Origin of the sequence: Brevibacterium album DSM 18261 (genome assembly GCF_000426445.1) — a bacterium.
GTDB classification, from domain to species: domain Bacteria; phylum Actinomycetota; class Actinomycetes; order Actinomycetales; family Brevibacteriaceae; genus Brevibacterium; species Brevibacterium album.
In genome coordinates, this window is record NZ_AUFJ01000012.1 from 263,419 (window position 1) to 287,176 (window position 23,758).

General features: G+C 69.4%; 21 protein-coding genes. 16 read left to right on the forward strand and 5 right to left on the reverse strand.

Annotated features, from left to right (window positions below):
• Window positions 1-49: 49 nt before the first annotated feature.
• The 9 genes from K318_RS20895 (at window position 50) to K318_RS0110115 (ending at window position 10,813) form a co-directional block, all read left to right on the forward strand.
• A complete protein-coding gene (locus tag K318_RS20895; RefSeq protein WP_156913915.1) occupies window positions 50-769 on the forward strand; it encodes a TetR/AcrR family transcriptional regulator in 720 nt (239 codons plus the stop codon).
• Window positions 762-1,454 carry a YqeB family protein gene (locus K318_RS0110080; protein ID WP_029089401.1) on the forward strand — a complete coding sequence of 231 codons (693 nt, stop codon included), beginning with the start codon at window positions 762-764 and terminating at the stop codon, window positions 1,452-1,454. The genes K318_RS20895 and K318_RS0110080 overlap by 8 nt, the downstream gene beginning before the upstream one ends.
• A gap of 173 nt (window positions 1,455-1,627) precedes the next feature.
• Complete coding sequence (locus K318_RS20900) at window positions 1,628-3,271, forward strand: ABC transporter substrate-binding protein (RefSeq protein ID WP_051297813.1); 1,644 nt, start codon at window positions 1,628-1,630, stop codon at window positions 3,269-3,271.
• A complete protein-coding gene (locus K318_RS0110090; RefSeq protein WP_029089402.1) occupies window positions 3,271-4,227 on the forward strand; it encodes an ABC transporter permease in 957 nt (318 codons plus the stop codon). Before K318_RS20900 ends, K318_RS0110090 begins: the two co-directional genes overlap by 1 nt.
• On the forward strand, window positions 4,224-5,339 hold the full coding sequence (locus tag K318_RS20905; protein WP_084499989.1) for an ABC transporter permease: 1,116 nt from the start codon (window positions 4,224-4,226) through the stop codon (window positions 5,337-5,339). The genes K318_RS0110090 and K318_RS20905 overlap by 4 nt, the downstream gene beginning before the upstream one ends.
• Entirely contained in the window at window positions 5,336-7,228 is a 1,893-nt protein-coding gene (locus K318_RS0110100) for a gamma-glutamyltransferase family protein (RefSeq protein ID WP_029089403.1), read from the forward strand. Before K318_RS20905 ends, K318_RS0110100 begins: the two co-directional genes overlap by 4 nt.
• Window positions 7,225-8,889, forward strand: coding sequence for a dipeptide ABC transporter ATP-binding protein (locus K318_RS20910; protein WP_245579847.1), 1,665 nt, complete (start codon window positions 7,225-7,227; stop codon window positions 8,887-8,889). The genes K318_RS0110100 and K318_RS20910 overlap by 4 nt, the downstream gene beginning before the upstream one ends.
• On the forward strand, window positions 8,882-9,601 hold the full coding sequence (locus K318_RS20915; protein WP_084499991.1) for a GntR family transcriptional regulator: 720 nt from the start codon (window positions 8,882-8,884) through the stop codon (window positions 9,599-9,601). The genes K318_RS20910 and K318_RS20915 overlap by 8 nt, the downstream gene beginning before the upstream one ends.
• Window positions 9,602-9,694: 93 nt before the next feature.
• Window positions 9,695-10,813 (forward strand): epoxide hydrolase family protein, encoded by a 1,119-nt coding sequence (locus K318_RS0110115; RefSeq protein WP_035281364.1) that lies wholly within the window; start codon window positions 9,695-9,697, stop codon window positions 10,811-10,813.
• 115 nt (window positions 10,814-10,928) lie between these two features.
• Here the strand turns inward: K318_RS0110115 and K318_RS0110120 are convergent, their stop codons facing one another.
• A complete protein-coding gene (locus K318_RS0110120) occupies window positions 10,929-11,594 on the reverse strand; it encodes a YoaK family protein (protein ID WP_029089405.1) in 666 nt (221 codons plus the stop codon).
• A 203-nt stretch (window positions 11,595-11,797) separates the two neighbouring features.
• On the opposite strand from K318_RS0110120, the gene K318_RS0110125 reads away from it, so the two are divergent.
• The 7 genes from K318_RS0110125 (at window position 11,798) to K318_RS0110155 (ending at window position 19,403) form a co-directional block, all read left to right on the forward strand.
• Complete coding sequence (locus K318_RS0110125; protein WP_029089406.1) at window positions 11,798-12,679, forward strand: LysR family transcriptional regulator; 882 nt, start codon at window positions 11,798-11,800, stop codon at window positions 12,677-12,679.
• A 176-nt stretch (window positions 12,680-12,855) separates the two neighbouring features.
• On the forward strand, window positions 12,856-13,845 hold the full coding sequence (locus tag K318_RS25240; RefSeq protein ID WP_084500026.1) for a zinc-dependent alcohol dehydrogenase: 990 nt from the start codon (window positions 12,856-12,858) through the stop codon (window positions 13,843-13,845).
• A 7-nt stretch (window positions 13,846-13,852) separates the two neighbouring features.
• A complete protein-coding gene (locus K318_RS0110135; RefSeq protein ID WP_211233318.1) occupies window positions 13,853-15,535 on the forward strand; it encodes an acetolactate synthase catalytic subunit in 1,683 nt (560 codons plus the stop codon).
• Window positions 15,535-16,356, forward strand: coding sequence for an SDR family NAD(P)-dependent oxidoreductase (locus K318_RS0110140; RefSeq protein ID WP_035281365.1), 822 nt, complete (start codon window positions 15,535-15,537; stop codon window positions 16,354-16,356). Before K318_RS0110135 ends, K318_RS0110140 begins: the two co-directional genes overlap by 1 nt.
• Before the next feature lie 25 nt (window positions 16,357-16,381).
• On the forward strand, window positions 16,382-17,380 hold the full coding sequence (locus K318_RS20920) for a tripartite tricarboxylate transporter substrate binding protein (protein ID WP_051297816.1): 999 nt from the start codon (window positions 16,382-16,384) through the stop codon (window positions 17,378-17,380).
• A 9-nt stretch (window positions 17,381-17,389) separates the two neighbouring features.
• Window positions 17,390-17,884, forward strand: a complete 495-nt coding sequence (locus K318_RS0110150) for a tripartite tricarboxylate transporter TctB family protein (RefSeq protein WP_029089410.1) — start codon at window positions 17,390-17,392, stop codon at window positions 17,882-17,884.
• A 19-nt stretch (window positions 17,885-17,903) separates the two neighbouring features.
• A complete protein-coding gene (locus K318_RS0110155) occupies window positions 17,904-19,403 on the forward strand; it encodes a tripartite tricarboxylate transporter permease (protein WP_029089411.1) in 1,500 nt (499 codons plus the stop codon).
• A 161-nt stretch (window positions 19,404-19,564) separates the two neighbouring features.
• Here K318_RS0110155 and K318_RS0110160 read toward each other — a convergent pair whose 3' ends face one another.
• The 4 genes from K318_RS0110160 to K318_RS0110175 form a co-directional block, all read right to left on the reverse strand.
• Window positions 19,565-20,437 carry a LysR family transcriptional regulator gene (locus K318_RS0110160; protein ID WP_029089412.1) on the reverse strand — a complete coding sequence of 291 codons (873 nt, stop codon included), beginning with the start codon at window positions 20,435-20,437 and terminating at the stop codon, window positions 19,565-19,567.
• 116 nt (window positions 20,438-20,553) lie between these two features.
• Window positions 20,554-22,089, reverse strand: a complete 1,536-nt coding sequence (locus K318_RS20925) for a tripartite tricarboxylate transporter permease (protein WP_035281366.1) — start codon at window positions 22,087-22,089, stop codon at window positions 20,554-20,556.
• 42 nt (window positions 22,090-22,131) lie between these two features.
• Complete coding sequence (locus K318_RS20930; protein WP_051297817.1) at window positions 22,132-22,677, reverse strand: tripartite tricarboxylate transporter TctB family protein; 546 nt, start codon at window positions 22,675-22,677, stop codon at window positions 22,132-22,134.
• 29 nt (window positions 22,678-22,706) lie between these two features.
• Complete coding sequence (locus K318_RS0110175) at window positions 22,707-23,714, reverse strand: Bug family tripartite tricarboxylate transporter substrate binding protein (RefSeq protein ID WP_035281367.1); 1,008 nt, start codon at window positions 23,712-23,714, stop codon at window positions 22,707-22,709.
• Window positions 23,715-23,758: the final 44 nt, after the last annotated feature.

The window sequence follows — 23,758 nt, forward strand, 5'->3', positions numbered from 1 at the left end:
CTGTACACTATTAACTGAGCAATCAGTTAATTAATGGAGGGAAGTGCTGATGGCCAGGCCCGTCGACCCCGAGAGGGCGGCCCGCCGCCGCGAGGCGGTCGTCGCTGTTGCGGCGCAGATGTTCGCCGAGGGCGGGTACGAGCGCACGAGCGTCGCCCAGATCGCGCGCGCCGCGGGAGTGAGCGCGGGGACGGTCTTCTACCACTTCGGGGACAAGGCCGCGGTGTTCCGCGCGATCTTCGAGGCGGACCGACCCGCCGCGGAGGCCTCGGTCGCGAGGGCTGCGGGCGCACCTGATCCGCTCGCCGGGCTCCTCGCCTTCCTCGACGAGCAGGTCGCCGATGCGGGCAGTCCGTACGCGGCGGGCCTCGTCATCGAGCTGCTCCGGCGGGCGGGGGAGGACCCCCAGCTCCTCGAGGTGGTGGAGGGGACGGGTGCTCTCCTCCGCGAAGGGCTGGCCGCGCTGCTCGTCCGTGCGGCGGAGGAGGGGCGGATCGACACCCTCGGGGATCCCGAGGCCGCGGCGGCCTGGCTGCTGTCCATTGCCGATGCCGCCTTTCTCAACGGAGGCGAGGGGCGCGATGTCTCCGCGGACATGCGGCGGACGGCGCTCGGGTATCTGAGGGCCGTCGAGCCTGCCCCCGAGGCCGGTGGCGGTGGGGAGGCAAGCCGTCGGGATTCGCCGGGCGGCCGGACGCCGGCAGGCGATTCGAGTGTGAGGAGCGATGCCGGGGTTCGCCTCGGCGAAGAGGGGAATGGAAATGTCTGACGCGACGGTGGTGAAGCTGCCTGGCAGCTGGGTGACGGGATTCGCGCTGACGGGCGCGGCGGTGGGCCTCGGCGCGGCCTTCGTGGTGCGGCCGGTCCTGGGCTGGCTGCTGGGGCTGGTGGGCGACGCTCCCGCCCCTCTCCGGCTGGCCGCCCTGCTGCCGCTGCCGTGGGCGATCGGCGTGCTCACGCTCGCGGGCCTCGTGGGCGGATGGCTCATCGCCTCGATCTGGGGTGAGGGTCTGGGGGAGGTCGAGGTGCGCGCTGACGGCGTGGCGGTGCGGCGCAAGGGCGGGAACCGGTTCGTGCCGCGGGCGGGCATCGCCGAGGCCTATGCGGACAAGGACGAGCTGGTCCTTGCAGATCCGGAGGGTCGGGAGCTGCTGCGGACGCCCACGGACAGCATGCTGCATGCGCGCCTCGGCGCCGCCCTGACCGCGCAGGGGATCGCATGGCGGGGCGCCCGGGATCCGCGCGAGGCCGAGTACCGGGAGTGGGTGGAGGGCGACGGTGCGCTCGACCCCGAGGCCGAGAAGCTGCTCCGCACGCGCGCCTATGCCCTGCAGGACAAGCGGAAGGGCGCCGCCGCCGAGGCGCGCGAGGCTCTCCTGGGGAGGGGCGTCGTCGTCCGGGACAGGGACGGCGACCAGCAGTACCGGCGCGTCCCGCCGCCCGAGGGGGACTGAGCCCTCCCGCCCAGTTCCCGAGTCCGCACTGTGGACCCCGCGTGGACGTGAACTGACTCATAGATGTATACAAATACTCAGTATTCTCTGAATTGTATGCAAAAGCTGAGCGATGGACCGGAGCCGGTCGCTGAGCTCATGGGACAGGGGTCAGCGTGAGGATCAGAAGACCGATGCCCGGGCCGACGCGGCGGGGCCGGTTCGGCCGGTGCACTGCCGCAGCCGCCTCCCTGAGTGCGTTCGCCGTGGTGCTGAGCGCATGCGTGCCGCTCCAGGAGCTCGGCCCCGCGCCCCAGCGCGAGGACGTCACGGAGGTCGAGTTCGGCGACCGCACACCGGTCGAGGGCGGCGACCTGGTCATGGCGCTCTCCTCGGAGCCCGACCGGCTCGACCCCACCACCTCGAACTCCCTCTACACCCGCTACGTCATGCAGACGATGTGCGAGAAGCTCTACGACATCGACGCGAGCGGCGGGATCGTCCCCATGCTGGCGGCGGACATGCCCCGCGTCTCTGACGACGGTCTCACCGTGGACATCCCGCTGCGCACGGACGATGTGAGGTTCGCCGACGGCACGGAGTTCGACGCGGACGCCGTCGTCACCACGCTCCACCGCAATCTCACGGACGAGAACTCCGCCCGCGTCTCCGACCTGGGCCCGGTGGAGGAGATCGAGTCCCTCGACGAGGACACCGTGCGCGTCACCTTCGAGACCCCGTTCGCGCCGTTCACCGCAGCGCTCGCCGACCGCGCCGGGATGATCATGTCCCCCGCTGCGCTGGAGGAGAAGGGCGATGACTTCGGCGACGCGCCCGTCTGCGTGGGTGCGTTCAGATTCGCCGAGCGCATCCCGCAGACCAGCATCACCGTCACCGCGGACCCCAACTACTATGCGCGCGACGAGGTGCACCTCGACAGCATCGAGTACCGCATCATGACGGATGCGAACATCCGCGCCGCCAACATCCGCTCCGGCGACGTCCAGGTGGCGGACATGATCTCCCCGCAGGACATCGACGCCCTCCAGCAGGAGTCGGGGATCGGCACGCTCGCCGTCGAATCGCTCGGCTATCAGGGGCTGACGATCAACCTCGACCGGCTGCCCGAGGGCGCGGAGCCCACGCCGCTCTCCGAGGACCCGCGCATCCGGCGCGCGCTCTCGATGGCCGTCGACCGCGAGGCGCTCGTCAACACCGTATTCAACGGCTGGTACCTGCCGGCGTGCTCGGGCATCGCCGGCTCCTCGCCCTTCGCCTCGGACGCCAGCCGCGGCTGCCCCGAGTACGATCCCGAGGGCGCGGAGGAGCTCCTCCGCGAGGCCGGCGCGCCCGTCCCCTACCCGATCGACGTCCAGGTGACGAACAGCCAGGACTCGCTCCGGTTCGCCCAGGCCCTCCAGGCGCAGCTCTCGGAGGCCGGCTTCGCGCTCTCGATCCGGCCGGTCGAGTACACCGCGCTTCTCGACGTGCAGGACCGCGGTGACTTCGAGACCGTCCAGCTGGGCTGGTCCGGCCGCGTCGATCCGCACGGCAACCTCCACAACTTCCACTACACCGGGGGCAACAACAACTACACCGGCCTCGACGACGCGGAGGTCAACCGGCGCCTCGACCGGGCCGCCTCCCTCACCGAGGTCGCCGACCGCGCCGCCGCATACGGCGAGGCGATCGACCGGCTGCACGAGATCAACCCCGTCATCTACCTGTACCGCCAGCGCAACCTCACGGCCTACAGCGAGGACATCGCCGGCGTGCAGGTCTACGCGGACGGCGTCGTGCACCTGTCCCGCGCCGGATTCGTCGAGGAGGAGAGCTGATGCTCCGCTTCACAGCCGTCAAGGTGGGCGAATCGCTCATCACCTTCGTGCTCGCCGCGATCGTCATCTTCTTCGGCGTCCGCTCGCTGCCGGGCGATCCCGCCCTCGCGATGGCCGGCGAGGAGGCCACACCTGAGCGGATCGCGCAGATCCGCGCGGACCTCGGCCTCGACGAGCCCGTCGTCGTCCAGTTCTGGAAGTTCCTCACGAGCATCGTCACGGGCGATCTGGGCGAGTCCACCCGTACGGGGCAGCAGGTCACCGAGATGATCGCGACGACCCTGCCGGTCACGCTGTGGCTCGCGGCCTACGCCATCCTCGTGGCCGTGGTCGCCGGCGTCCTGCTGGGCATGCTCGCCGAGCGCTTCCGCGGCCGCCTGCCCGAGGCGCTGGCCAATTTCGCCGCCCTCGTGGGCCTGTCGGTGCCCAATTTCTGGCTGGGCCTCCTCGCGATCCTCCTGCTGGCAGTGACGCTGGGCTGGTTCCCCGCCTCGGGCTATGTGGACGTCCTGTCCGATCCGCTCCGCGGCCTCTACTACCTCACCCTCCCGGCGGTCATCCTCGGCACCAGCCTCGCCGCCGTCATCACACGGCAGACGCGCGCCTCCATGATCGAGACGATGGGCACGGACTACGTGCGGACCGCTCGTGCCAAGGGCCTCTCCCGCCCCCGCATCCTGTTCCGCTACGGACTGCGGAACTCGCTCATCGTGCTCGTGACGATCATCGGGCTGCAGCTCGGCGGGCTCATCTCAGGCGCCGTCGTCACCGAGCGCATCTTCGCCCTGCCGGGACTCGGCAAGCTCACCCTCGATGCGGTCTTCGCGCGCGACTACCCGGTCATCCAGGCGGTCGTCCTCGTCATCACCCTCGCCTACATCCTCATCAACCTCGCCGTCGACCTGCTCTACTCCGTCATCAACCCGACCATCCGGACAGGAGCCGCGAAGGCATGACCGCTCCCCCTCCCTCCACGGACAGCACAGCGACCACCGCACCGGGCGAGGCGGGCGCGAACACCGGCGCGGGTCCGGGTGCCGGCCCCGGCGCGGGCCGGCCGGCCGCGGATCGCTCCGGCGCGGACGGGCCGGTGAAGCGGCGCCGAGGCGCACTCGCCGTCCTCGTCCGCACTCCCCTCGGCCTGCTGGGCACGGTGCTCGCCGCGCTGGCGGTCCTCACCGCGCTGTTCGCCCCCTGGCTGGCTCCGCACGGCTTCTCGCAGACGGACTTCGCCCACCCCTACCAGGTGCCGGGGACCGTGGGGCATCCGCTGGGCACGGACGACCTGGGCCGCGATTCGCTCTCCCGCCTGCTCTTCGGCGTGCGCGCCTCGATGCAGGTGGGGCTGCTCGCGGTGGGCCTCGCGGTCGTCGTGGGCGTGCCGCTGGGCCTGCTCGCCGGCTACTGGAGGGCCTGTGACCGCGTCATCTCCCGCCTCACGGATGTGGCGCTGGCGTTCCCCTTCCTCATCCTCGCGGTGGGCTTCGTCGCGATCGCCGGCGCCAGCCTCACGAGCGCGGCCGCCGCGCTCGGCATCGCCCAGATCCCCACCATGGTCCGCGTGGTGCGCGGCGAGACGCTGCGCCTCAGGGACGCGGACTTCATCCGGGCGGCGCGGGCCATGGACGCCTCGGCGTGGCGGATCCTGTTCGCCCACATCCTGCCCAATGCGGTGAGCGCGATCATCGTCCAGGCGACCGTGATCCTCCCGACCGCCGTGATCGGGGAGTCCATGCTGTCCTTCCTGGGACTCGGCATCCAGCCGCCGAACCCCAGCCTCGGCATCATGCTCTCCGATGCGCAGCAGTACATCTACCGGGCCCCGGCCGCCGCAGTCTTCCCGGGCCTGGCGATCCTCCTCATCTGCCTCGCCTTCAACCTCTTCGGCGACGCCCTGCGCGATGCGCTGGACCCGGGCTCGGCGCTGGCCCGCACCCCGCGGCAGGAGCGCCGGGCGCTGCGGCAGAAGCGGCGACAGGAGCGGGCACGCGGCACCATGATGGAACGAGACCAGAACGGAGACGCGCTCGCGGAGACGGGCGCGGCAGCGAAGGAGAACGACCGATGAGCGCTTTCGTCACCCCCGGCGAGCACACCACCCGCCCCACCCTCCAGGGCACCTTCGGGATGTCCTCGTCGACCCACTGGCTCGCGACCGCGGCCTCGCAGTCGGTCCTGGAGCGGGGCGGCAACGCCTTCGACGCGGCGACGGCCGGGGCCTTCGTGCTCCATGTCGTCGAGCCCCATCTCAACGGTCCGGGCGGCGACATGACCGGCCTCTTCGCCACCGCCGAGGCGCCGGGCACCCCCGTCGTCCTCATGGGCCAGGGCGCGGCCCCCGCGGGCGCGACCGTGGAGCACTACCGCTCCCTGGGCCTCGAGCTCGTCCCCGGCGCGGGAGGGCTCGCCGCCGCGGTGCCCGCCGCCGTGGACGCCTGGCTCATGCTCCTGCAGGAGCACGGCACATGGGAGCTTGCCGACGTCCTCTCCTATGCGATCGGCTATGCGGAGGAGGGCTTCCCGATCCTGCCGCGGGTGACGAAGCAGATCGAGTCCGTCCGTGCGCTGTTCGAGGAGCACTGGCCGAGCAGCGCCGCGCAGTGGATCCCGGAGGGCAGGGTCCCCCAGCCCGGCGAGCTCTTCCGCAACCCCGAGTACGCGCAGGTGCTCCGGGAGCTCATCGCCGCGGGTGAGAACGCGGATACGCGGGAGGACCGCGTCGCCGCCGCTCGCCGGGAATGGGCCACCGGGCGGGTCGCGAAGCTCGCGAGCGAGTTCCTCTCGCGGCCCCACCGCCATTCGGACGGCGGGGACTACGCGGCGGTCATCACCGAGGAGGACTTCGCGCGCTCCTCTGCGGGCTTCGAGGAGGCCGCGACGATCGAGTTCCGCGGGCACACCATCGCGAAGGTCCCGCACTGGAGCCAGGGCCCCGTGCTGCTGGAAGCGCTGCGGATCCTCGACGGCCTGCCTGATGAGCGCCTCGACCCCTCGACGGAGCTCGGAGCGCACACCGTGATCGAGGCGCTCAAGCTCGCGCTCGCCGACCGGGACGCGCACTTCGGCGACAACGACCTCGATCTCGACGCGATGCTCTCCGAGGAGTACATCGCGGTGCGGCGGGCGCTGATCGGCGAGGTCGCCTCGGGGGAGTCCCGCCCCGGCACGGTGGGCGGCAGCGCTGGTGATGCGCCCCGCCTCGTGAGCGCCGCGGAGTTCGCGGCGACGCAGGCCGGCGACCTGTCCGGCTTCGGGGCGGGCGAGCCCACCGTGCCGGGTGCGAGAGCACGTGCAGGCGCCGGCAGTGCCGCTGAGGCCTTCGCGGCTCAGGATCCGGCGGAGCCCGGCGCCGACGAGACGGGGGCGGTCCGGGGCGACACGTGCCACATCGACGTCGTGGACCGCTGGGGCAACATGATCTCCGCGATGCCCTCGGGCGGCTGGCTGCAGTCCTCGCCGACCATCCCCGGCCTCGGCTTCTGCCTCGGCACCCGCCTGCAGATGATGTGGCTGGACGAGGAGCGGAACGCGGCGCTCACGCCCGGAGCGCGGCCGCGCACCACGCTCTCGCCCACCCTCGTCCTGCGGGACGGCGAGCCCGTCATCGCGCTCGGCACGCCCGGGGGCGATCAGCAGGACCAGTGGCAGCTGCTGCTCGTGCTCCGGCTGCTCGTGGGCGGATACGAACCGCAGCAGGCCATCGACGCACCCGCGCTGCACACCACCTCGCTCGTGGGCTCCTTCTGGCCCCGCACGTTCGAGGCGGCCGGCGTGATCGTCGAGGACCGGCTGGGCGAGGAGGTCATCGCAGGCCTCGAGGCGCGCGGGCACAGGGTCACCCGCGCCGGCGACTGGGCCCTGGGACGGCTGTCCTGCGTGACGCGGGAGCCGGCCACGGGTCTGCTGCAGGCGGCCGCGAATCCGCGCGGTGCACAGGGATACGCGGCGGGGAGGTGAGCGACGTGCACGGTGATGCGAACGGGACGGATTCCGCGGGCGCGGCGGGCACGCCCGTCCTCGAGGTCACGGACCTCACGGTGGCCTACGGCTCCGCGGAGGTGCTCCGCGAGGTGTCCTTCACCCTGGGCGAGGGCGAGCGGATCGGCATCGTGGGACAGTCCGGCTCGGGCAAGTCCACGACGGTGGGCGCGGTGCTCGGCCTGCTCTCCGGGGCGGGCCGGGTGACCGGAGGCTCTATCCGCTACCGGGGCGAGGAGATCGCAGGTGCTCCGGAAGCGCGGATGCGCGCACTCCGCGGCCGCTCCATCGCACTCGTGCCGCAGGACCCCATGACCAATCTCAATCCCTCGATGCGGGTGGGCGAGCAGATCGCGGACGCCCTGCGCACGTATGGAGTCAGCGGGAGGGCCGAGATCGAGGCGCAGGTGGTGCGCCTCATGACGGAGGCGGGGATCCCCGAGGCCGAGCGCAGGCGCCGGCAGTTCCCGCACGAGTTCTCCGGCGGCATGCGGCAGCGCGTGCTCATCGCGATGGCCCTCGCTGGTGACCCGGACCTCATCATCGCGGACGAGCCCACGAGCGCCCTCGACGTCACGGTGCAGAAGCAGATCCTCGACCACCTGCAGGCGCTCGTGGACTCCCGCGGCATGTCCCTGCTGTTCATCACCCACGATCTGGGCGTGGCCTCGGACCGGACGGACCGGATCCTCGTCATGCACGCGGGCTACGTGGTCGAGGCAGGTGCTCCCGCACAGGTGCTGTTCCACCCGCAGGACGAGTACACCGAACGCCTCATCGCGGCCTCGCCCAAGCTGGCGGTGCCGCCGGTGGAGCAGGCCGGCGCGGAGCACGCCGGCGGTGCCGGAGACGGCCGCGACCTCGTGCTCGACGTCCGCGACCTGACCAAGGTGTACCGGCTGCGCGGCCGGCGCGAGGAGCTGCGCGCCCTCGACGGCGTGAGCTTCTCGGCCGAGCGCGGGAGGACGACGGCGATCATCGGGGAGTCCGGCTCCGGCAAGTCGACGACCGCGAAGATCGTGCTGGGCCTGGAGTCCGCGACCTCGGGCGAGGTGGTCCTCGACGGCACCCCGGTGGCGGGAGGGAGCAGGGCGGACCGGGCCCGGCTGCGCAGGTTCACGCAGCCGGTGTTCCAGGACCCGTACTCCTCGCTCGACCCGACCAAGTCGATCGAGCGGATCATCGCCGAGCCCCTGGCGGTGTTCGGGATCGGCACGCGGGCCGAGCGCAGGGCGCGCGTGCGGGAGCTGCTCGATCAGGTGGCGCTGCCGCAGGCTGTTGCCCAGTCCAGGCCCGGCGAGCTGTCCGGCGGTCAGCGGCAGCGCGTCGCGATCGCCCGCGCGATCGCGAGCCGGCCGCCCCTGCTGGTGTGCGACGAGGCCGTCTCCGCGCTGGACGTGCTGGTCCAGGACCAGATTCTCGACCTGCTGCGCTCGCTGCAGCGGGAGCTCGGCGTCTCGTGCCTGTTCATCACCCACGACCTCGCCGTCGTCGCGGACTTCGCCGACGACGTGGTGGTCATGCGCGCGGGCCGGATCGTGGAGAGCGGCTCCGTCCGCAGCGTCATCGAGGATCCGCGGCATGAGTACACTCAGAGCCTGATCGCCGCCGTCCCAGGGGAGCAGCTCACACGTGTCTAGTCCAGCAGCCGTCCGCGTCACGGAGCACGTGCGCGCGGACATCATCTCCGGTCGGATCGAGGCGGGCACGAGGCTGACGGAGAAGCTGCTCTCGGAGCGGTACGAGGTCTCCCGTGTGCCGGTGCGCGAGTGCCTGCGCGCGCTCGAGGCCGAGGGCCTGGTCGAGGTGCGCTCCTATGCCGGTGCCACGGTCGCGCACCCGGAGCCCGAGAACGTGGACGTGCTGTTCGACGTGCGCCTGACGCTGGAGACGGAGATGATCAGGCGGGCGACGCTGCGGGGCCTCGCACAGCTGGGGCGCGAGGCCCCGGACCCCGAGTGGTGGCGTCTGCGCCGGGAGATCGCCGCCGTGCTGAGCGAGGGTGATGCGGCACTGGCCTCCGGTGAGCTGGCGGCGATGCCGACCTGCAACCAGCGCTTCCATTCGCTGCTCGCGGAGATGAGCGCTTCCGCCTCGCTGGCGGGGGTCCTGAGGCAGGTGGCGGGGAAGATCGAGCGCCTGTTCGCGTGGTCGGGGACCAACCGGGGCGACAGCGCCTGGAGCGAGCACAAGGAGCTCATCGCGCTCGTGGACGCCGGGGACGCGGAGGCCGCGGTTGCCTTCATGGCCGCACACCTGGAGCGCTCGCGGACCGGGCTGAGGGAATCGGTGGGCGCTGCGGGCGCGCGCGGGATGCGCACTGCTGCGCGCGAGGTGCCGGCGGGCGGGTGAGATGCCGCGCCGGTGATGCTCCCGGCGGGTGAAGCGCCTCGGGCATGGAATGAGGGGGGCAGGAGTCTTGACACCATGCACTAGATTCGCCGTATGGCCTTCGACGCCGATGTGCGCCCGTTCCTGCTCGAAGTTCCGGACTCCGAGGTCGATGAGCTGCGGCGACGGCTCGACCTGGCCTCGGTGCCGACCGACAGCCCAGGCGCCGCCGGGCTCAGCGGATTGTCGATGGAGCGCCTGGACGGGCTGCTGCGCTATTGGCGTGAGACCTTCGACTGGCGGGCTCAGGAGCGGCGGATCAACCGGCTGCCGCATGTCCTGGCCGAGGTGCACGGTCAGCAGGTGCATGCGATCGTCGCTCCGGCGGAACCTGTCGGAGGCCGCCGGCCCCTGCCGATCATCCTCAGCCACGGCTGGCCCTACAGTCCCGTCGAAATGACCCGGATCGTCCCGGCGCTCACCGCCGCGGGCATGGAGGTGGTGATCCCGTCCCTGCCCGGATTCGGATGGAGCGACCCATTCACGGACCGGCCGTTCACCAGCACTGAGGTAGCCCGGCTCTGGCATGCCCTCATGACCGAGGTTCTGGGCCATGAGCGGTACCTCAGCTATGGCGAGGACGTCGGGACCCTGGTGAGCGATCGGCTTGCGGCCACGCAGCCCGAGGCGGTCGCGGGTCTCTTCGCGACCCATGCGGCGTTCGCGCCCGCTTCCCGTGCGCACGACCTCAGCCCGGAGGAATCGGCGTGGAGGACCGCTCTCGACAAGCGCTGGTCCGGGGCCACCGGCTATGCGAGCATTCAGGCGACACGGCCGGACCTGCTGGCGGCGGCACTGCTCGATTCACCCCTCGGGCTTGCCGCTTGGGTGGTGGAGAAGCTGCTCGCGTGGAGTGGTGAGCGGCCCGAACGCTGGTGGAGCGATGACGACCTCCTCACCACCGTCTGCTGGTACTGGTTCTCCGGCTCCATCGGCACCTCGTTCCGGCCCTATCTCGATGATCCTCACGAGACGGAGATGCCGTTGATCGACGTCCCGGTCTCGGTGCTCGTCCAGCACGGTGAACGCGGCTTTCCGCGACATCATGCCGCGCGCACCTATCGCGACATCCGCAGCTGGGCCGAACTTGAGGACGGCGGGCACTTCGCTGCCTGGCAGAACGCAGAGGAGGTCGCACGGGGCATCGTCGAGTTGGAGGCGGCGGTGGCCTGAGCCGGGGAGGGGCCTCCGGCGCATCGCGCACGGGGCAGTCGTACCGGTGCGTGTCTCCTGGGGGGCCGCGTGCGGGGTCAGGCGCGGAGGCCTGCACGCGCACGTCCGATCCGCCTCAGTACCGGTGGCGGGTGGTGTGCCCCAGGACGGTGACCGCGCCGATGATGAGCGCGGTGAGGAGCACGCCGAGCCATAGGTTCGCCTGCAGGGTGAGGGCGCCCGCGAGCGCGCCCAGGAGGATGCAGGCGATGGCGAGGAGGCGGCGGGGCCATTTGTCGCCGGAGCCGCCGGCCAGGCGGGATTCGCTGGCCAGCCCGACCATCGTGGAGGTGACGACGACGGTCGTGACGTCGGCGACGCCGATCTTGCGTGCGGCCGCGGCCTGCATGCCCATGACGAGGGCGAGGACCGAGGTGGTGACGGTTCCGGCCGTGTGGTTCTGCGACGGGTCCACGGCCATGACGAGGCCGGTGAGCCCGAGGCAGGCGCCTGCGACGATGCCCATCACCGTGGTGGTGCGGCCCGTCCACTCGCCCTTGCCCGTGGGCTTCAGGATGCGCCCGGCGAGCACTGCGCCCAGCATGAAGCCGGCGAAGGCGAGCAGGGGGCGGAGGACGGGGATGCCCTCGGCGCCCGCGAGGCCCATGCCGAGGATCACGACGTTGCCGGTCATGTTGCCGGTGAAGACCTTGTCGTAGCCCAGGTAGCCCACGGCGTCCACGATGCCGGTGGAGAACGTGAGGGTGAGCATGAGGATGAGGTGGAGGGTGCCCTTCGTCATGCTGCGATCGTATACAAAGTGCGGAAGGGGAGCGGCGGCGGGTCTGCCCGTCAGGATGGGAACGCGGTCCTGCGGCGTCGACGTCTTGGATTCTGCCGCTCTGCTCTGCGGTAGGGCGGCAGAATCCAGGACGCGAGCGGAAGTTGAGGCGGCTTTCGTCCGTTCGCGATGATTGACTGGGCTCGAGGGCGAGAGGGGACGGTATGGACACGAAGCTCCTGGAGGCGTTCATCGCCCTCGCCGAGGAGCGGCACTTCGGCAGGGCGGCTGCGCGTCTGCACCTGACCCAGCCCGCCGTCTCGCAGCAGGTGAAGCGGTTGGAGCGTGATCTCGAGGCCGAGCTGTTCGAGCGGCACCCGCGAGGTGTGCGCCTCACTGCCGCAGGCACCCGACTGCTCGACCGGGCTCGGGAGATCCTGGCCGACGTCGCTGAGCTGAGGGCGATGGCGGACGGGCGGAACCGCAGCCTGCATGGACGGCTGCGCATCGCCTACTCCGGATACCATGTGGTGAACTTCTTGCCCAGGCTGCTGCGCAGACTCCAGGAGCAGCATCCCGCCGTCGCTGTCAGCCTCATTCCCGGAATGCACGGAGGGCTTGCACCGAAGGCCGTCCTGGAGGGGGCTGCGGACTTCGCCTTCTCACGGGAGATGCACCACGGCGGGCATGTGGGCGGACACGTCTATGCCCTGGATGACGTGCTCATCGCCGTTGCGGAGGGCCACCGGCTGTCGGATCGGGAAACGGTCTCCATCGAGGACGTCAAGGACGAGCCCTTCATCACCTATCCCTTTGTGCGGGATGGAATGGTGCGAAACACCATCGGCGGGATGGCGCAGAACTCCGGCGGCACATTCTCGGTGCGCTATGCGGTCGCCGACACTCCCATGATCCTGGCGCTCGTTGCGGAGGGCCTCGGTGTGGCGCAGACGTTCTCGTCCGTCGTCCCGGTACCTGTGAGCGGGGTGAAGCTGCTGAAACTGGAGGGGATCGAAGCGCTGGAGAATACGATCATCTGGAATGAGTCACGCGAACCAGAGGCTCTCATAGCTGCATTCATCGAAATCATCAGAGAGACTCTCTGACGCTCTCCGATTTCCTATAAAGAACCTTTATTGCCCGGATTCGAAGGTTTCATTGGACGTCGTCCGAGGCCGGGAATACCGTGATCCTCGATGCCGCACAGATGCGGTTCCACTGATGGACGAGTCCCGCCGGGAACACCGCCGCCGGGCTCGCGGAGAGGCGCAGGGACGCGGTCATGAGAGCAGCGGTAGTCGACCGGGCAGGGTTCAGTATCCACGCGGATCTACCCATTCCGGCAGTCGCAGAGAACGAGGTGCTCATCCGAGTGCTGGGCTGCGGGATGTGCGGAAGCGACCTCCACGTCTTCGAGCGCGATCCCAACTACACCTGGGTGGAGGACCGTTTCCCCCTGATCATGGGCCACGAGATCGTGGGTTGTCGCGTGCCCGTCGGCGGAGACGAGAGCGAAGCCTCCCCGAGCCGGGTGGTGGTGCGTCCCCGCGCAGGGCAGCGGGAGGACGGTTCGCCGGTGCGGATCGGCTGGGATAGGGCCGGAGGCTTCGCCGAGTACGTCTCAGTGCCGTCGGACTGCGTCTATGACCTCCCAGCGGACCTCGACGTCGAATCGGCTTCCCTGTGCGAGCCGCTGGCGGTAGCGGTGTCCGCTCTGCGGCGGTCCGGGCTGCGGCCTCGGTTCGGTCCGGATCTGCGCGCACAGGTCGTGGGGATGGGGGCGGTGGGAGCGCTCGCCGCGTGTGTGCTCGCAGCCGAGGGATGCGCGGACGTCGAGATCGTGGGGACGGAGCGCGACCGGCGCCTCGGGAGCTTCGAGGTGCTCGCCGGACTCGGGCTCAGCCCGGTCCTGCCGGAGGCCGCGAGCAGCGGGCAGGAACTCGTCGTGAATGCGGCGGGCAGCGCCGAGGCGTATGCGGCCGGCGTGCAGCGGCTCGCCCGTGGGGGAACGCTGCTCAACATCGCGCTCGGGCTGGGAGAGGTGAGCCTCGACGCGGATCTGCTCACACGGAACGAGCACTCGATCGTGAGCACCTATGGCAGCCGGGCCGTCGACTGGGAGACGGCGACGGGGTACCTCAGCAGCGGCGCGATCAGGCCGCGGTCCATCATCTCGCACACGGTTCCCCTCGAGGAGCTCGTCGCCGGGTTCGAACTGCTTCAGCGCGGTGAGGCACGGAAGGTTTTCGTTGACATGGTTGAGAAGGGTTGAGAACAGAGTGAGCACAGTCGCAGAACATCTTGCAGAGCGCCTCCGCCAGCGCGGACTGAGGCACTTCTTCGGGCAGAGCCTGCCGTCGGCACTGGTGCTCGCGCTCGAGGCCGGAGGCGTCGAGCAGATCGCCTATCGGACCGAGAACGCCGGCGGGGCCATGGCGGACGGGTTCTCTCGCGTGGGCAGCGAGATCGGAGTGGTGACCGCCCAGAACGGTCCTGCTGCCGCACTGCTCGTGGCCCCGCTCCTCGAGGCGAAGCTGGTGCGCTCGCCGGTCCTCGCGATCGTGCAGGAGGTTCCCAGCCGCCTCCGTGGGAAGAACGCTTTCCAGGAGATCGATCATTTCGAGCTGTTCCGCTCGTGCACCAAGGCGGTGCTGCGCATCGACGATGCCGACCGCGCCGTCGAGATGCTGGATCGAGCCGTGGACCTCGCGGGAGGAGGAGTGCCGGGGCCGGTGGTGCTGCTCGCACCGGCGGACATCCTCATCGAGGAGGCTGTGCAGAGCGCACCCGCCCCTCCGGCGGACCTCCGCTTCCCCGCAGACAGGAGCGTGCCGGCACCGGACAGGATCCGGGAGGCCGTCGAAGCGCTGGCCGGTGCCTCACGGCCGCTCGTGGTGGCGGGAGGCGGGGTGCGCCGCTCCGATGCCTCGGCTGCGCTCAGGAGCTTCGCCGAGCGCCGCCGCATTCCGGTGGCGACGACGAACATGGGCAAGGGGACGTTCGACGAGGCCCATGAGCTCTCCGTGGGCGTGGTCGGCAACGTCATGGCGCCCCGGAGCACGACGCACGGCATGGACGAGGTGGTGCGCGCCGCCGATGTGATCCTGGTGCTGGGCGCGCGGATGAATGAGAACGGCACGGACTCCTGGAAGCTCTTCCCCCGGGACGCCGTCTACATCCAAGTGGACCTCGACGCGGACGAGCTGGGACGCAACTATCCGGCGATCCGGCTGCGCGGCGACGTGCGGGTCACCCTAGAGGCGCTCGATGCCGCATGCGAGGAGCTCTCCCATTACGATGCGGAGCCCGTGATCGCGAGGATCGCGGAGATCCGCAAGGCTGCGCGCGAGCGTCTGGACGCGCTGGTCGACATGGGACAGACCCCCGTGCGCCCGGAGCGCGTCGTCCGCGAACTGGCGGCCGCGGTGCCGGAGGACGCGATCCTCGTTGCGGATGCGAGCTACTCGACGATCTGGCTGTCGAACTGCTTCCCTGCGGCAGGCGGGAGGCGCGAGTTCGTGGAGCCGCGGGGGATGGCCGGGCTCGGCTGGGGTCTGCCGATGGCGATCGGGGCCAAGGTCGCACACCCCTCGCGCGAGGTCGTCTGCCTCACCGGCGACGGCGGGTTCGGCCACGTCTGGCAGGAGCTGGAGACACTCACTCGGATGAGGCGCAAGGTCATCATCGTCCTCCTCGACAACGGCATCCTCGGATTCCAGAAACATGCGGAGATCGCGAAGTACAGCGGGACCACGACGGCCACCGAATTCCATCCGGTCGACCATGCGGCGGTGGCGCGCGCGGCCGGAGTCGAGGCGGTCGAGGTTGAGGACCCGGGCGCGCTGGCCGCCGTGTTCGCAGCGGCGCTCGCAGGGGAGAGCTCCGTGCTCATCAGTGTACGGACGGACCCGCGTGCCTATCCTCCGATCACTGCATTCGGCGACCTCTCGGAGGCCGTGTGATGAGCGGCGGGCAACAGGCCAGGGCACTCGCCGGCCAGGTGGCGGTGGTGACGGGGGCGAGCCGGGGCCTCGGCCTCGAGTACGCCCTCACACTGGCACGGGCCGGAGCGGTGCTGGCGATCCAGGACCTGGATTTCTCCGCGCACGGGGAGCACGGCGCTCCCGGTGCGGACGTGCGCTCGGCACAGGAGAGGCTCGACGCGATCGGTGCCGAGTACCGTCTGGCCGAGTTCGACGCCGCGGACGAGGCCGCCATGCGGACGTTCGTCGACGCAGTCGCGCAGGAGTTCGGCCGGATCGACATCGCCGTCGCCAATGCCGGCGGCGGCACGGGGAGCATTGCGGACACGCGGGCTTCGACGCTGCGCGCCGCGGACTTCTCGAAGGTCTTCTCGCGCAACGTGCTCACCGCAGTCTCGCTGGTGGGCGCGGTCGCACCCCATATGAAGGAGCGGCGCTACGGGCGGATCGTCCTAGTGAGCTCCCAGGGCGGGATGCGCGCCAACCTGCAGGGCAGCTACGCGCACTACGGAAGCGTGAAGGCGGCGATCATCAGCTACATGCGCAACCTCGCGCAGGACCTCGGCGAGCACGCGATCACGGTGAATGCCGTGGCCCCCGGCTACATCGGGACGGACCGTCTCATGCGGCAGTTCGAGGAGGTGGGCGTCGACGTCATCGTCGATCGCACCGCGCTCAAGCGGATCGGCACCCCGCAGGAGTGCGCCGCCGCGGTCGAGTTCCTGGCATCGCCGGGGGCCTCATATGTCACCGGTTCGCTGCTGACGATAGACGGAGGCTCGGTGCGCAACGGCGCGTGACCGGCTCAGATGAAGGAGAAGGATTATGAGAACATCACACCCGCGCCGTGTCGCCGCGCTCACTGCGATCGGCACCGCCGCCCTGCTGCTGTCCGCCTGCGGGCCCGGCGTTACCGGGGGATCTGCCGACGGCGAGTTCCCCTCGAAGCGCATCGAGATCGTGGTCCCCTACGGCGCGGGCGGGGCGACGGACACCCACGCACGTGCAGTGGCCGACGGCATGGCCGGAGAGCTCGGGGTCGACGTCCAGGTCGTCAACAAGCCGGGCTCGGCAGGGGCCATCGGGACGAGCGAGACCGCACAGGCCGGTGCAGACGGCTACGAGCTGCTGTTCGCAGCTGCCTCGTCCTTCACCGCGGTTCCGAATCTTCAGGAGATCAGCTACAGCGAGGACGACTTCACCGGCGTCGCGATGATGTTCGAGCAGGGGTACGGGCTCGTCGTCCACGAGGATGATTTCACGGATCTCGCCGACCTCGCTTCGCAGGACGGCCGCGTCACCTATGCCTACACCGGCACCGGCAACCCCACCCACCTCGCTTCGGAGGACTTCGCGGCCGAGGCCGGGCTGGAGGCGGAGGGCGTACCCTTCGATGCTGCCACCGATGCGATTCAGGCGGTCCGAGGCGGGCAGGTCGACTTCGCGATCGCAGACCTGAACATCGCCGGCTCCCAGGTGTCGCAGGACGAAGAACTGGCAGCACTGGCGGTGACGACGGAGGAGAGACAGGAACAGCTTCCCGATGTCCCCACCTTCCATGAGGAGGGCTACCTCGGGGAAGAGGTGTACGCGTCCAGGTTCGCGCTCGCCGCACCGGCGGGAACGCCCGAGGAGACCGTGGGAGTTCTGCGTGGGGCCGTCGAGACCGTCCTGGGCTCGGACTCCTTCTCGGAGTTCGCGGCGTCGAACTATCTCTACCCCTCCCCGCACACGGATGCCGAGGAGTGGTTCACGACGTGGATCCCCGAGGAGCGCGAGCTCGTCGCAGGCAAGTTCGACGAGTTCGGGATCGGCGCGGAGTGAGGTGCGGAGATGAGCGAAACGCCCGACGGCTCCACAACGGCTGACTTTGAGGAACATCGGACATCCTCGTCTCCGGGAAGCCGGAGGGAACGCGTCACGGGACTTGCCGCAGTCGCCGTCATCGCTGCCTTCTTCATCTTCTGCATCACGGAATCGGTGAGCGCGGGCGTGGGGCGACTGAGCGGACCCGGGTCGGGCTTCTGGCCCCTGGTGGTCGCCGTCGCGGGGCTTCTGTGCAGCATCGCAGTGTTCCTCATGCCCTCTGCACGGTTCCGGTCGGCCGGGGGAGGATCCCTCTCCAGCCTGCTGCTCGGCTGTCTCTCGCTTGCCGCATTCCCGTTCGTCTACTACTACCTGGGACTGCCCCTCACGTCGTTCATCCTCTCGATGATCCTGCTGAAGGTCATCGGCCGCGAGGGGTGGGTCCTCTCCGGCATCGTTTCCGCAGCTTTGGCCGGCGGGACCTACTGGGTGTTCGTCGTGCTGCTGCGCGTTCCGATGTGAGAGAACTCGAGGAAGAGACATGGAAGTCATCAACGGCCTGACCGAGGGGTTCAGCACTGCGCTCACGCCTGCCAACCTGCTCTATGTGACGCTCGGAGTGCTCATCGGCACTGTCGTGGGGCTGCTCCCCGGTCTGGGGTCGACGGCAACCATCGCTCTGCTGCTGCCGCTGACCTACCATCTGGAGCCGGCCTCGGCGATCATCATGCTCGCGGGGATCTACTACGGCGGCATGTACGGCGGCAGGATCCCCTCGATCCTGCTGCGTCTCCCGGGTGACTCCTCGGCGGTCATCACCACGCTCGACGGATACCCGCTCGCCAAACAGGGCCGGGCGGGCGCGGCACTCACCATCACCGCGATCGGTTCGTTCGTGGGCGGCACGATTGCGATCGTGCTCATGACCCTGCTCGCGCCCGGGCTGGCCCGCTTCGCCGGGAGGATCGGCCCGCCGGAGATCTTCCTCCTGGCACTCATCGGTCTCTTCCTCATCGCGTTCATGGGTTCCGGCTCACGCTGGAAGGCCCTGCTCATGGGCGCCTTCGGCTTGATCCTGGCGACGATCGGCATCGACGCGGTCTCGGCCACGCCTCGGGTCACCTTCGGCTTTCCCGAGCTTGACGCCGGCATCAACATCGTGGCGCTCGCCGTGGGGCTCTTCGGCATCGGGGAGGTGCTCAACAGCATGTACGAGCGCCATGCGGTCTCCCTCGAGAACAGTCGGATCGGACGGCTCTGGCCCACTCGAGACGATGTGCGCAGGAGCATCGGTGCGATTATCAGAGCTTCGGGCATCGGGTTCATCATCGGCGTCCTGCCCGGTGGCGGGGGAGCGGTCTCCTCCATCGTCGCCTACGGCGCGGAGAAGAACTTCTCCAAGAATCCGGAGAAGTTCGGCAAGGGTGCGATCGACGGGCTGGCGGCGACGGAGACGGCTGACAACGCTTCGTCCAATGCGGCCTTCATCCCGCTCCTCACCCTCGGGATCCCGCCCAATCCCGTCATCGCCCTCATCTTCGGGGCGCTCCTGCTGCAGAACATCACGCCGGGCCCGCAGCTGGTGAACAGCCACCCGGAGGTGTTCTGGGGCGTGATCGCATCGATGTACATCGGCAACCTGCTGCTGGTGCTGTTCAACATCCCGCTCATCGGCGTGTTCGTCCAGCTGCTCCGGGTGAGGCAGACGATCCTCAATGCGATCATCATCGTCGTCGCCCTCATCGGGGTCTTCAGCTCGCAGAACCGCCTCTTCGACGTGGGTGTGGCCGTCGTGTTCGGCATCGTGGGGTTCGTGCTCAAGCGGATGGACTTCGAACTGGGACCACTGATCCTCGGCTTCATCCTGGGTCCGATACTGGAGGTGCAGTTCAGGCGGGCGATGCTGATGTCAGGCGGGTCGTTCGACCTGTTCCTCACACGACCGTTCTCACTCTCGCTGCTCATCGTGTTCGCGGGGGCCGGGGTCGCGATGTGGCTGTTCGCGAAGCGCAGCCGTGCGACAGCCGTCATCGAGAGGTAGAGCGTTCTCGTCGGGATACCGGCTGCGACCAGAAGTTGACGCGGTCCTCGTCTGCCGTGCGAACGCGATCCGCGCGGTTTCGCGTTCGCGCGGCGGACGACAACGGGGCACGGGCTGCGGCGGTCGCGGTGCTGAGGCGTGAACGCCGGGAGCGCACCGACTCAGCGCAGCGTGGAGAGGAACGCCGCGAGAGCGGGATTGCTGCTGTCCGGCCGCCACAGGGCGTGGAGGCGGACGACGTCCTCCCGGAAGTCGGAGAAGGACAGGTAGGTGACGCCGGGGATCCGGCTCCGTTCGGCTGACTCCGGGACGAAGGCGATCCCGTGCCCGCCTGCCACGAGGCTCACCATCGTCATGATCTGGCCGAGTGAGTGCCGCACCTGGGACGGATCGATCTCGAAATTGCCGACGATGATGTCGTAGAAGTACCGGGCCTTGGTGGCCGAGTGCATGATGATCGGCTGTCCGCGGATGTCGGATCTCACGAGTTCGCGGTCGAGGCGGGCCAGCTCCGAGTCGGCGGGGACCGCCAGCAGCAGCCGCTCCGTGAGGAGCAGCTGTGACTGCAGATGCGGCAGCGGAGTGTGCAGGCGCCCGAGAGCCACATCGATGCGCTCCTCGTCGAGAGCCTGGAGCTGCTCGGCGGTCACCATCTCCACGAGGTCGATGTCGAGGTCCGGCAGATCGTCCTTCACGGTGCTGAGCAGACGGCTGAGGGGGCCGAACCCCGCCGCGGCGGTGAAGCCCAGGCGCACGAGCCCACGCCTCCCCGAAGCCACCCTCCGTGCGCCCTCCGGTGCCCGCTCGGCCAGCCCCAGGAGCTTGCGGGACTCCGTGAGGAAGAGGCGCCCGGCCGCCGTGAGCTCGACGCTGCGCCCCCGCCGGTCCAGGAGCTCGGCGCCGACATGGCGCTCGAGCTTCTGGATCTGGCGGCTCAGCGGCGGCTGCGTCATATTCAGCTCGACGGCGGCGCGACCGAAGTGGAGGTGCTCCGCGACTGCCACGAAGCAGCGCACCTGATCCAGGGTGTACATGGAGGCTCCAATGCTCGTGAGGGCATCAAAGTATCAGAGCGGCCCCCGGGACCGGTCGCTCCGGCGGCGCCACTGACTGCTCTGCCGGAGTGCCCCCGTCTCGCCGCAGTCCCGCCTCATCCGCGGTCGGCGGCAGGCTCCTCATCGGCCACGACGACCGAGCGCATGGAGCTCTTCTTCCCGAGCACCAGCTTGAGGACCAGGGGGACGAGGAGCACGAGGACGAAGAGCACCAGGATCGTCACCGCGATCGGATGGTTCGTCACCTGCGTGACGTCGCCCTGGAACATCATGAGCGAGCGGCGGAAGTTGTCCTCCAGCAGCGAGCCGAGGACGAAGGCGAGGACGAGAGGGGCCGGATCGAAGCCCATCTTCTTCATGAGGTACCCGATCACGCCGAAGGCCACGACGACGAGCACCTCGAAGAAGCGGTTGTTGATGGTGTACGCCCCGATGCAGACGATCATGAGGGTGATCGGCGCCAGTATGGTGGAGGGGACGTCGAGGATCTTCACGAACAGGCCGATGAGCGGGATCGACAGCACGATGAGGATGATGTTGCCCAGGTACATCGAGTTGATGACTCCCCAGAACAGCCCGGGATCCTCGCTGACGAGCTGCGGCCCGGGGGTGATCCCCTGCAGCATGAGCGCGCCGAACATGACCGCCATCGTCGCATTGGCGGGGATGCCCAGGGTGAGCAGCGGGATGAAGGAGGAGGTGGCGGCGGCGTTGTTCCCGGTCTCGGGCCCGGCGACACCCTCGATGGCCCCCTTGCCGAAGCGGCTCGGATCCTTCGCCAGCCGCTTCTCCGTGCCGTAGGAGACCATGGCGGAGACGGTGGCCCCACCGCCGGGGAGGAGCCCCAGGAAGAAGCCGATGAGGCCTCCGCGGGCGATCGGACCGGCCGACTGCCTGAGGTCCGCCCTGGTGGGCAGCACCTTGTCCACCTTGACCCGCAGCGGCTGCGGCAGATGGCGTCGCTCCAGCGCGTAGAGGATCTCCGTGAGGCCGAAGACGCCCATCGCGATGGGCACGAACTGGAGGCCGTCGGCCAGTTCGAGGCTGCCCGCCGTGTAGCGCATCTCGCCGGTGAATCCGTCGCGGCCGATGACCGCGAGCAGCAGGCCTGCAGTCGCCGCGATGAAGGCCTTCACCCGTGAGCCGTTCGAGATGGTGGCGACGAGGAGGATGCCGAGCAGGGTCAGCGCGGCGTACTCGGGCGGACCGAACCGCAGCGCCCAGCCCGAGACGATGGGTGCGACGAAGGTCAGCGCGATGATCGAGATGGTGCCGCCGATGAACGACGCGATGGCACCGATGCCGAGTGCCTTGCCAGCCTGACCCTTCTTCCCCATGGGGTAGCCCTCGAGCGCGGTGATCGCGGAGCTGGTCTCGCCGGGGATGTTGAGCAGCACTGCGGTCACGGTGCCGCCGTAGATGCCGCCGTAGAAGATGCCCGCGAGCATGATGATCGCGGAGACGGGCTCCATGCCATAGGTCAGCGGCAGCAGGATTGCGATGGTCGCCGCCTGGCCGAGGCCGGGCAGCACGCCGATGACCATTCCGACCAGCACGCCGACCAGGCAGAAGACGAGGTTCATCGGTTCGAGGACAACCGAGAAGCCCTCGATGACAGGTGCGAAGTCCATGGGGTCAGTGCCTTTCTCAGGGACGTCGGGCAGCGGGGGCGATCAGAAGAGGTGCGGGATCGAGATGCTCAGCCCCGTCACGAAGATGAGGTAGAGCGCGAGGACGGCGAGTGCGGCGATGAGCGCGGACTTCAGCAGCTTCTCGCGTCCGAGCACCGTCATCCAGAACACCATGAGGAGGAAGCCGGGGATCTCGAATCCGATGACGGGCATCAGCTGCACCGCGATGACGATGCTGAGTGCGCCCACACCCACCGAGATCGCCCGGCGGGTGATCCTCTCCGCATCCGTGAAGGTCTTCGACAGGGCCATGAGGGCGAGGCCGAGGACGATCAGCAGCACCGAGAGGATCGCCGGCCAGGTGCCCGCCCGAGGAGCGGTGAGGGTGCCGAAACCGAGGTTCAGAGCCACCGTCAGGGATCCTGCCCCCAGCAGGGTGACGACGATCCCGCTCACCAGGTTCGCCAGGGTTCCTGCCTGCTGCGGTCCCTCGTCCTGCGGGGCCTCGGGCGGGCCGTCTGCGGCTGCGGGCGTCCGGTCCTCCGGCTCGTGCGCACCGGTGTGAGCGCTGGTCTGCTTCTCCTCCACGGCGTTCTCCTCCTCGGGCTTCGCGGCCGTCAGCTCTGGCTGCCGCCGAGGTCGATGTCGTTCTCCTCGACCAGTGCGGCATAGCGGTCGGCCAGTTCGGTCCACTGCTCGCGCACTTCGTCGCCGGAGATCTCCGCAGGGGTGAGGAAATTGTCCTCGTTGAACTGCTTGTACTCCTCCGTCTGGGTGATCTCGGCGACTCCCTCGCGCAGCGTGTTGAGCATCTCCTCATCGGCGCCTGCGGGCAGTGCCAGCGCGCGGTACTGGGAGACGGGCACGTCGTAGCCTTCTTCCGCGGCCGTGGGCACGTCGGGGATGTAGTCGACCCGCTCCTCGGCGAAGGTCACGATGGGCTTGATCGTGCCCGCGTCGATCTGAGGCATGGCCTCTCCCAGCTGGATAGTGGCGACCTCGACCTGGCCGCCCATCACGGCGGTGAGCGCGGGCGCCCCGCTGTCGAAGGGCACCTCGTTGCCTTCCACGCCGGCCTCCTCCATGAGCAGCAGCTGCGCGAGCTGGCTGCCGGTGCCCACGCCAGCGGTGCCGTAGGTGACGCTTCCCTCCGTTCCCACCAGGTCGTCGACAGACTCGATGTCGCTGTCCGCGTTCGCCACCATGATGTAGTCGTCCTGCGAGAGGCCCATGACGATATCGAGATCGTCGAGCTCGACCGTTTCCTCTTCGGAGGCCACGAGGGATGTGATCGTGATCAGGGAGGCGTTGAGCATCACGAGGTTGTACCCGTCCGGTTGCAGGCCGGCGACTTCCTTGGTCGCGACGGCTCCGTTGGCACCCGGCTTGTTCTCCACGGTCATCGGCACTCCGAGGGCGTTCTGCGAGCCGTCCGCGATTGCTCGGGCGATGAGATCCGTGCTGCCCCCTGCCGCACCCCCGACCGTCAGGCCGATGCTCTGGGCCGGGTAGTCCCCGTCACTGCCGCCGCTTGTGACATTGCCGCATGCGGCCAGGGAAATCCCCAGGACGGCGGTGGTGGAGAGGGCGAGCAGACGCCGCGGGGAACGGATCTTTCGGAACATGGTGCCTCCTTGCAAGGGTCTTCCGATTTGTGGACACCATGTGA